Source organism: Nocardia sp. NPDC020380 (assembly GCF_044386975.1).
Lineage (GTDB): Bacteria > Actinomycetota > Actinomycetes > Mycobacteriales > Mycobacteriaceae > Nocardia.
The window spans coordinates 97517-106330 of record NZ_JBIRVQ010000025.1; the positions used below are offsets into that span (position 1 = coordinate 97517).

Here is an 8814-nt window from a genome sequence, read left to right on the forward strand (position 1 = left end):
GCGATACCGGACCTGCCGTCCGAATTCCGTTGATATCTAGGAGAATTCATCATGCGTGACGTGGCCGAGTTGCTTGCCACCGTGCCCACCGGGCTGTGGATCGGCGGTGAGCAGACAGCGGCGAGCGATGGCGGGACCTTCCCCGTGCACGATCCGGCCACCGGCGAGGTACTGGTGGAGGTCGCCGATGCCACGGCCGCGGACGGGCAGCGCGCGCTCGCGGCCGCCACCGCCGCGCAGGCGGCCTGGGCCGCCACCCCGGCCCGGGAACGCGCCGAGATCCTGCGCCGCGCCTGGGAATCCGTGATGGCGCGGCGCGATGACTTCGCGCTGCTCATGACCCTGGAAATGGGTAAGCCGCTGGCCGAGGCGCAGGGCGAGGTCGCCTACGGCGGCGAATTCCTGCGCTGGTTCAGCGAAGAGGCGGTCCGCATCAACGGGCGGTACACGCAGTCGCCGTCCGGCAGCGGCCGCATTCTGGTCACCAAGCAGCCCGTGGGTCCGACCCTGGCGATCACGCCGTGGAACTTCCCGCTGGCCATGGGTACGCGGAAGATCGCTCCCGCCTTCGCCGCCGGCTGCACCATGGTCGTCAAACCGGCCGCCGAGACACCGCTGACCATGCTGCTGCTCGGCCAGGTGTTCGCCGAGGCCGGACTGCCCGCCGGCGTGCTGTCCATCCTGCCGACCGCGCAGGCCGCACGGCTGACCGATCCGATGTTCGAGGACGATCGGCTGCGCAAGGTGACCTTCACCGGTTCCACCGGCGTGGGCAAAATCCTTATCGCGCAATCGGCTTCGCGGGTGCTGCGCACGTCCATGGAGCTCGGCGGCAATGCCCCGTTCGTGGTGTTCGACGACGCCGATCTGGATGCGGCCGTCGAGGGCGCCATGGCCGCCAAGATGCGCAATATCGGCGAAGCCTGCACGGCCGCGAACCGTTTCCACGTCGACAATGCCGTGCGCGAGGAATTCACCGCCCGGCTCACCGAACGCATGCAGGCGCTGAAGATCGGGCCCGGCACCCTCGACGGCACCCAGGTCGGGCCGCTCATCACCGAGAAGCAGCGCAATTCCGTCGCCGCACTGGTCGAGGACGCGGTGCTGAAGGGCGCGCGAGTCGCGACGGGCGGCGCGAAAGTTCCTGGCGCGGGCTGGTTCTACGAGCCGACCGTGCTCACCGATGTGACCGCCGATGCCCGGATCCTGCGCGAGGAGGTGTTCGGCCCGGTCGCCGCCATCACCGGATTCGATGGTGAAGCAGCCGGCGTCGCGGCCGCCAACGACACCGAATTCGGTTTGGCCGCATACATTTACACGCAGAGCCTGGATCGCGCGCTGCGGGTCGCGGAGGCTCTCGAATCGGGCATGGTGGGCGTGAACCGCGGCATCATCTCCGATGTGGCCGCGCCGTTCGGCGGTGTGAAGCAGTCGGGGCTCGGGCGCGAAGCCGGGACCGAGGGCATCGAGGAGTACCTCGAGACCAAGTACATCGCCCTGCCGTAAGCGGCAGCGATAGGGCGGTGGGCAGCGCAAATGCGCTGCCCACCGCCTTGGACCCTGATTTGACTGAATTTTCAGTTTTTGTCAGTATCGAAGCAGGAGGTACAGCAATGACCGACTCGGATTTCACCGTCGAAACCGCTTTCCACCCGCCCGTTTCCCCCGCTCGCGTGGCGGAATCGGACCGCGCGCCACTGCGCGTGGGCCTGGTGCAGCACCGCTGGCTGGCCGATCCGGACGCGCTGCGGGCGCAATTGAGCGAGGGCATCCGCCTGGCCGCCGAACAGGGAGCGCGGGCCGTGTTCTTGCCCGAACTCACGCTGTCCCGCTACCCCGCCGATGTGCGGGCGGGCGCGAATCCGGGCGCGGACGCCGAGGACCTGGTATCCGGGCCGACCTTCACCTTCGCCGCGCAGGCCGCCGAGGACCATGACGTCGTCGTGCACGCCTCGCTGTATCAGCGCGCCGACGCCGCGGACGGGCTCGGGCTCAATACCGCGATCATGGTCTCCCCCGATGGGGAACTGCTCGGCCACACCCACAAGCTGCACATTCCGGTCACCGCGGGCTATTACGAGGACACCTACTTCCGGCAGGGTCCCGCCGAGAACGCGTACCCGATCCACCGGCCGGCCCGGCTCGGCTCGGCCGCCATCGGCCTGCCGACCTGCTGGGACGAATGGTTTCCGGAGGTGTCGCGCATGTACTCGCTGGGCGGCGCGGAAATCCTGGTGTACCCCACCGCGATCGGGTCCGAACCCTCCTTCCCGGCGTTCGACACCCAGCCGCTGTGGCAGCACGTGATCGTCGGGAACGGGATCACCGCGGGCACCTTCATGGTGGTGCCCAACCGATTCGGCGACGAGGGCAGCGTGAACTTCTACGGCTCGTCCTTCATCTCCGATCCCTACGGCCGCGTCCTCGTGCAGGCCCCCCGGGACCGGGCCGCCGTGCTGGTCGCCGACCTGGATCTGGCGCAGCGTGCGGACTGGCTGGACCTGTTCCCGTTCAACACCACCCGCCGGCCCGACACCTACGCGCGCCTGACCGCGCCGGTGGACACCGCCAACCCCTACGGATCGGAGTCCTGATGAACTGGGTCATGCCCTCGGAAACCGCGGTGCAGGAACGCATCTGGATGGCCTTCCCGCCCGGCGGGGCCACCGCCTTCGAAACCGCCGAATCCGCGCACGCGGCACGCACGGCGTGGTCGGCCGTCGCGCACGCGGTGCTGGAGTTCGAACCGGTCACCATGGTCGTCGATCCCGCCGATCGGGACGCCGCGCGACGCTACCTGTCCGGCGAGATCACGGTCATCGAGGCGCCGCTGGACGATGCGTGGATGCGCGATATCGGGCCGACCTTCGTGTACGGCGCCGACGGCCGGCTGGGCGCGGTGGACTGGGTGTTCAACGGCTGGGGACAGCAGGAATGGGCGCGCTGGGAAAACGATCGGCACATCGGCGGGATCGTCGGCGGGCTGGCGGGGGCGGAGATCATCGCCTCACCGATCGTCAACGAGGGCGGCGGCATCCAGGTCGACGGACAGGGCACGGTACTGGTCACCGAGACCGTGCAACTGGATCCCGGCCGCAATCCGGGCCTCGGCAAGGCCGCGGTGGAGGCCGAACTCGCGCGCACCATCGGCGCGCGGCACGTCATCTGGCTGCCGCGCGGGCTCACCCGGGACAGCGAACGCTTCGGCACGCGCGGGCATGTCGACATCGTGGCGGCCATCCCCTCGCCGGGGCGACTGCTGGTGCACTCGCAGCAGGATGCCGCGCACCCCGATTTCGCGGTGGGCAAGGAGATCATCGCGGGACTGCGGGAGACCCACGATGTCAACGGAAAGCCTTGGGAGATAGTGGAAGTGCCCGCACCGCAGGTGCTCCGCGATGACGAAGGCTGGGTCGACTACAGCTACATCAACCACCTGGTCGTCAATGACGGCGTAATCGCCTGCAGCTTCGACGATCCCGCCGACGCCACCGCCCGCGCCCTGCTCGCCGAGGCCTACCCGGGCCGGCGCGTGGTCACCGTCGACGCCCGCGAGTTCTTCGCCCGCGGCGGCGGCATCCACTGCATCACCCAGCAGCAACCGGCGGCATGACCAGTCGGCGCGAGGCCATTCTGCGGGCGAGCGCCACCGCGATCGCCGAACGCGGCGTGCGCGGGCTGCGGGTGAGCGATATCGCGGAGGTCGCCGGGGTCTCGCCCGGGCTGCTCTACTACCACTTCAAGGATCGCGACGGGCTGCTCGCGGCGGCGCTCACCTACATCAACGATCAGGCCCTCACCTATCGGCAGGCGGCGAGTGGTTCCAGTTCCAGCCGTGAACAACTCGTCGACTATCTGCTCGCGGAGATCCAGGACCTGCCCGAGGTCGTGGAGAACTCCCTGGCCTGGAACGAACTCCGGGCCTGCGCGGTCTACGAGTCCCCGCTTCGCGAGCCGCTCGCGCAGGCTTCGCGGCAGTGGACGGCCGAAACCGCCGAGGCCATCCGCCTCGCCCGCACGCTCGGTGAAATCGCCGACCACACCGATCCAGACCAGGCGGCCGTCACCATCACGGCGCTCACCGAGGGCCTGTCCTCCCGTTGGCTCTCCGGTGAACTCACCGCCGAGGAGGCCCGGACTCATCTCCGCGCCGCGCTCGACGCACTGATTCCCCCGAAGCAGTCTCGACACGCAGAACTCCGGTGAGGCGGTTACGCCCGCGCTGCCGTACCGCCCACCGCGTGAACCGCTGCGGCGTTCCTGGAAGCCCAGCTCCGCCGAATCAGTTGGTGTGGCGGAGATCCGCGCAGCGGAGTTGGAGGTGGGCCAGGAGCATGGCGTCGGCGTCGCGGAGGTCGAGGCCGCAGACCTCGCGGATGCGGCGGAGGCGGTAGCGCAGGGTGTTGACGTGGATGTGCAGGGCCGCGGCGGCGGTTTCGGCCTGGGCCGCGGCGGCCAGATACGCGCGGAGGGTTTCCATGAGCTGGCCGTCAGGACCCTCGTGGGCGGCGAGAACGGCTATGGGACCGGTGTATTCGGGCATGCCGATGGAGTCCGCGTAGTCGGCCAGTTGCAGGAGTTGCAGGGGCAGGGCCATATCGTCCAGGTCCGCCACCGGGGCGGAGGTAATGCCGGGGTGCTGCATGGCGCGCAGGATGCCGTCGGCTTGGATGCGCGACTCCGGCAGGCGGGACAGGGCCTCGGCGGGCGGGCTGACCGCGATCTTGTAGCGGGCGAGCATGGGGGTGCGGCCGGCGAAATCCATTGCGAGCGAACGGGTCGCGTCGGCGGCGCGCACGCGTGAGCTTCGCGGCCAGGCCAGGAGCCCGTATACGGTCTGGTCGCCGCGAATGGCGACCCCGGAGGGATGGACAGCGGCCAGGTAGTGGCCGAGCAGATCCTCCAGGCGGCCCAGGTTCGCGACGGTCGCCGGATCGGTCGAGGCCGAATCCCCTTCGCTCGCAACCGGTCCGATGGCGAGCACGCATACGGGACCGGATGCCAGACCCAATCGCTTGGCCGCGGCGGTGCCCGCGGGGCCGCCCGCCACCATCGCCTCGGCGAGGGCGCGTCGACGCCTGCGAACCAGGCCGATCATGTCCGCGCCGGCGTTCATCAGGTAGGCGGCAACGAGATCCGTGGACTCGGCCAGCTGACGTGACTTCTCCTCGGACAGTGGCTCGGAGACGACCAGCCAGATGTACCCGAGCAGCATTCCGCCGCCGCGCACCGCGATCGCCACGCGTGGTGACGCGTCATCGCCCGCCGCGCCGCGCGGCACGAAAACCGGTTCGGTGCCGTCCCGCAGTGCATCGAATACACCGCGTTCCTCCAATGCGCGCACTCGATCCGCGGGCACGGCGCGGGACAGGATGGATTCGATGCGCATGGCATCCGCGGGTCCTTGCCAGGCCGACCAGGCCACGAGAGACGAGGCGGCGTTCTCGATGGTGACGGGTGCGGCCATGGTGGCGCTGATGACATCGGCGACCGCGAACAGGTCGGTGGCGGTCGCGGCGGGCGACCATTGCATTCGGACATGGCCGAGCAGCTGTTCGCGCAGGGTGCTGGCAATGTCCATCCAGGAGACGTCCGCGCTCAGCCGGACGATCGGCAGGGCCGGATCCGGGGTGATTGCCAAGTCCCCTTTCACGGCGACCGCGGCGGCTCGGTGCCTGACGGCGTGATCGAGAAACGCCTCGAATCCGGCGGTGGTGTGCACTCCCGCACCCAGCAGGAAGGCGCCGGGACGGAGGTCCGGGTGTACGGGGTCGTAGATCTCGACGGCGGTGACGCTGCGATCGGCCCCTTCGGTGCCCGTGACCAGCCGGGCGACGCCGGGGCCCAGTTCTGCGACCAGGCTGCGGACCGTCGCGGGTGCGGAGACCATTTCCGCAGTCTATCCGGGTGCCTGTTGTCGAAAACGACAAGCACTGGGGTTCCGGCTTGATGCGAAGGACAAGAAACCGACCGGACTCCCCTGACACCGTCGTAGGTATGAAGACCGCCAAGCTCCGCCCGATGACCGTGCGCCGCGCCATGCTCCTGCAGATCGCGGTGACCCTCGTCCTCATCTTCGCCATAGCGACCATCTGCGCCTGGGCCACAGTAACCGCAATGTCATTGTGAAGATCATTCCTAGTATCTACCAAGGTTTTTCCAATCACAGCGGAGTTCACTGCAATAAACGACACCGTTGTCCGGCACGAAATGATCGTGAAAGCTTCTGCGATACAGGTGAATAAGAACAGATCGGAGGATCGGGTACATGACGGCAATCTCGTTCGACAGTTCCGTTGATATCGAGATCAATTCGGGCACAACCCTGATCGATCTCATCGACCGGCGTGTCGCATTACACGGGAACGACGTGGTGTACCGCTGCGCCGACTATTCGCGCCACCGCGACGGCGAATACCACGACCTGACCTGGTCCGCCTTCGATACCCGGGTGCGCGCCATCGCGGCCCGCATCCAGCAGGTCAGCGCGCCCGGCGAGCGCGTCGCCGTGCTCTGCCCGCACGGCTTGGATTACGTGGCCGCGTTCTTCGCGGCCATCACGGCCGGCGCCATCGCGGTACCGCTGTTCACCCCCGACGAGCCCGGCCACACCGACCGCCTGCACGCGGTGCTCGGCGACTGCGCGCCCGCGGTCATCCTGACCACCACCTCGGCGGCGGCCGGGGTCCGGGCCTTCTTCGGGCATCTGCCCGCCACCCGGCGGCCGCGCATGATCGCCGTCGACGCCGTGCCGGACGCGCTCGGCACTCGCTGGCGGCATCCCGGCACCGGCGCGGATTCGATTGCCTACCTGCAGTACACGTCCGGTTCCACCCGGATTCCGGCCGGGGTCGAGATCACCCACCGCGCCGTCTGCACCAACCTGCTGCAACTATGTGACTCCCTCGGGCTGGATGAGGGGTCCCGAGGCGTCACCTGGTTGCCGCTGTTCCACGACATGGGGTTGCTGTGCGTGATCCTGCCGATGCTGGGCGGGCGATATCTCACCATGATGTCGCCCAGCGCCTTCGTGCGGCGGCCCTACCGGTGGATCAAGGAACTGGGCGCGACCGAAGAGCCCGGCGGAGTCTTTTCCGCCGCACCGAATTTCGCGTTCGACTACGCCGCGGCGCGAGGCCGGCCGGCGCCGGGCGTGGAATTGGACCTGTCACAGGTGATCGGTTTGATCAATGGCAGCGAACCGGTGACGGTATCCGCGCTGGACAAGTTCACGAAGACCTTCGCGCCTTATGGCTTGCCCGCCAATGCCGTCAAACCCTGTTACGGGATGGCGGAAGCCACCGTTTTCGTTTCGGCGACGCGAGCGCGGGAAGCGGCCAAGATCCTGCATGTGGATCGGGACGAGCTCGGTAACGGGCGTTTGCTGCGCGCGCCTGTGGCATCGGAATCCACTGTCGCACTGGTCAGTTGCGGATATGTGGCGCGTGAACAATGGGCGGCCATCGTGGATCCGGAGACCGGAAAAGAACGACCGGACGGCATGGTCGGCGAAATCTGGTTGCACGGCGACAATATCGGCGTCGGATATTGGAATCGCACCGAGGAATCCGCCCACACCTTCGGAAACTCACTGTCCGGCACGCTGTCCCGAGGCAGCCACGCGGCCGATGTGCCCGCCGACGGCATGTGGCTGCGCACCGGGGATTACGGCGCCTATCTGGGCGGCCGGCTGTACGTGACGGGCCGGCTCAAGGATCTGGTCATCGTCGGCGGGCGGAATCACTACCCTCAGGACCTCGAGTACTCCGCGCAAGACGCCACCACCGCGCTGCGGCCCGGTTTCGTCGCCGCCTTCTCGGTCCCCGCCAACCAGCTCCCCCGCCACGCGTTCCCCGAACGCAACCTGACCGCCTACGACCCCGAGGATGTCACCAGTCAGCTGGTCATAGTCGCCGAGCGCGGTATCGGCGTGGGCAAACTGGATGCCGAGCTGGTCACCGCCCGGGTCCGTGCCGCACTGTCCAACCGCCACGGCATCACCGTCCGCGACCTGCTGCTGGTTCCGGCCGGCTCCATCCCCCGCACCTCCAGCGGCAAGATCGCGCGCCGCGCGTGCCGGGCCGAGTATCTCGACGGCACGCTCAACCGCACCGCGCGTCACCCGTAGCACAGGCTGTTACTCGGGCGTGCAGACTATTTCGCCTTCGCCGGCGGGGGTGACAACGGTCCACGGCGGGCAGCGCCGGACATTGCCCCAGTCATCGTGAATGCAGGTGTCGTATTCGTGCGGATCGGCGGTGGGAACCATCGACCCCGTCTGGCAACCTCGGTCGAGCACCGGAGCCGCGGCCGACACACCCGTACCGAGGGTGAAGGCCGCGGCGATCACGGCGACACCGGCCGATAGACCGGCGACATACGTTCGAAGGCGATACATCGTCTCTCCAGGTTCGCTCGTGAAATCTCATTCATTCGGCAATGACTTGAAGACGGCCGCCGTACGGTCCCTGACTATACCGACTGGTATACATTGATAAAATCGGACAAGCATCACAGTCAACACAGCGGCCGACATGATCACTCCCGAACGTGCCGCGAATCACGCCGGCCCGGGTTCCGCGACAGACCCCACACCCCGTGTTCGATCATGAAATCGATTGGCCCGCAGCGATACTGAAACCGGCGAGTCGCAGGCGGGATGATGTTACCTTCCAGTGAGTCTCCGCCGCGGTAGTGCGCCGGCAGACGAACGATCGGGAGGAATCTCAATGAAGATGTCAAGCCCCTCCGGTGGCTGGGATCGGTGCCTGAGGAGTGAATTCCCGGCCGTCGCGCAGCAGTGCCCACAGCACG

At 67.9% G+C, this 8814-nt stretch carries 8 protein-coding genes; 6 read left to right on the plus strand and 2 right to left on the minus strand.

Annotated elements, in window-relative coordinates; translation table 11 throughout:
* Window positions 1-51 precede the first annotated feature (51 nt).
* The 4 genes from ACH438_RS43415 (at window position 52) to ACH438_RS43430 (ending at window position 4206) form a co-directional block, all read left to right on the plus strand.
* Window positions 52-1506 (plus strand): NAD-dependent succinate-semialdehyde dehydrogenase, encoded by a 1455-nt coding sequence (locus tag ACH438_RS43415; protein WP_397016602.1) that lies wholly within the window; start codon window positions 52-54, stop codon window positions 1504-1506.
* Window positions 1507-1613: 107 nt separating this feature from the next.
* Window positions 1614-2594: a nitrilase-related carbon-nitrogen hydrolase gene (locus tag ACH438_RS43420; protein WP_397016604.1), complete on the plus strand. Its 981-nt coding sequence runs from the start codon at window positions 1614-1616 to the stop codon at window positions 2592-2594.
* On the plus strand, window positions 2594-3613 hold the full coding sequence (locus ACH438_RS43425; RefSeq protein ID WP_397016606.1) for an agmatine/peptidylarginine deiminase: 1020 nt from the start codon (window positions 2594-2596) through the stop codon (window positions 3611-3613). Before ACH438_RS43420 ends, ACH438_RS43425 begins: the two co-directional genes overlap by 1 nt.
* Complete coding sequence (locus ACH438_RS43430; protein ID WP_397016608.1) at window positions 3610-4206, plus strand: TetR/AcrR family transcriptional regulator; 597 nt, start codon at window positions 3610-3612, stop codon at window positions 4204-4206. The genes ACH438_RS43425 and ACH438_RS43430 overlap by 4 nt, the downstream gene beginning before the upstream one ends.
* Before the next feature lie 76 nt (window positions 4207-4282).
* On the opposite strand, the gene ACH438_RS43435 is transcribed toward ACH438_RS43430, so the two are convergent.
* Complete coding sequence (locus ACH438_RS43435) at window positions 4283-5890, minus strand: PucR family transcriptional regulator (protein ID WP_397016610.1); 1608 nt, start codon at window positions 5888-5890, stop codon at window positions 4283-4285.
* 107 nt (window positions 5891-5997) lie between these two features.
* Here ACH438_RS43435 and ACH438_RS43440 point away from each other — a divergent pair, with 107 nt between their 5' ends.
* Together ACH438_RS43440 and fadD32 are read left to right on the plus strand one after the other, a co-directional pair.
* Window positions 5998-6129, plus strand: a complete 132-nt coding sequence (locus ACH438_RS43440) for a hypothetical protein (RefSeq protein WP_397016612.1) — start codon at window positions 5998-6000, stop codon at window positions 6127-6129.
* Between the two features lie 139 nt (window positions 6130-6268).
* Complete coding sequence (gene fadD32, locus ACH438_RS43445) at window positions 6269-8128, plus strand: long-chain-fatty-acid--AMP ligase FadD32 (RefSeq protein ID WP_397016614.1); 1860 nt, start codon at window positions 6269-6271, stop codon at window positions 8126-8128.
* A gap of 9 nt (window positions 8129-8137) precedes the next feature.
* On the opposite strand, the gene ACH438_RS43450 is transcribed toward fadD32, so the two are convergent.
* On the minus strand, window positions 8138-8398 hold the full coding sequence (locus ACH438_RS43450; protein ID WP_397016617.1) for a hypothetical protein: 261 nt from the start codon (window positions 8396-8398) through the stop codon (window positions 8138-8140).
* Between the last annotated feature and the right edge of the window lie 416 nt (window positions 8399-8814).